This is a genomic window from Bradyrhizobium algeriense (assembly GCF_003062295.1).
Classification (GTDB): Bacteria; Pseudomonadota; Alphaproteobacteria; order Rhizobiales; family Xanthobacteraceae; genus Bradyrhizobium; species Bradyrhizobium algeriense.
This window is the reverse complement of the sequence record NZ_PYCN01000188.1, coordinates 1-651: the sequence shown is the minus strand read 5'-3', so window position 1 is coordinate 651 and position 651 is coordinate 1. Positions and strand designations below refer to the sequence as shown.

The 651-nt window shown below is 65.0% G+C and carries 1 pseudogene; it reads left to right on the top strand.

The features are described from left to right. A pseudogene (locus tag C7G61_RS43035) lies at positions 1-482 on the top strand (transposase family protein); the annotation flags it as partial. Positions 483-651 lie beyond the last annotated feature (169 nt).

The window sequence follows — 651 nt, the reverse complement described above, 5'->3', positions numbered from 1 at the left end:
AGTTCTCGTCCTGGATCGACAAACCCGAAGTGGCCGGCACGGCCGAGAAGATTGCGCAGGCTCTTGCGCCCGAGGCTTGGACGCGCCTGTCGGCGGGCGACGGCACGAAGGGAGCACGCCTGTACGACTGGGCTTATCTCGAACTCGCTGATCTTGAGGCGGAGGAGTACAACGACAACCTCACCGGCCTGTGGACGCGTGGCCTGCTGATCCGACGCAGCCTCAGTGATGAGGACCTGGCGTTCTTCTCGACCTGGTGTCCGGCCGGCACGCCGATCGACACGCTGGTGCGGGTGGAGGGCCAACGCTGGGCGATTGAGGATGCCTTCGAGACCGCCAAGACGGAGCTGGGGCTGACGCACAATGAGACGCGCTCGTGGCACGGCTGGCATCGGCATGTGTCGCTGGTGATGCTGGCCTTGGCCATGATGGCGGTGGTGCGCGAGCGCGCCAACCGCTTCACCTCACCCCAAAAAAGTCGAGACGAAGCCAGGCTGCAGCGTTGGTACGCTGGTCTGTCCAGGAAATCCGCCGCGTCGCCACACGCCTCCAGCAACGCCGGATCGAGCCTGCCTTTGTCATCGCCTGGTCTGCTTGGCGACGCGCGCATCAGGCGATGGCACAAACCTCACATCGCAAGCGGAGGGCGCA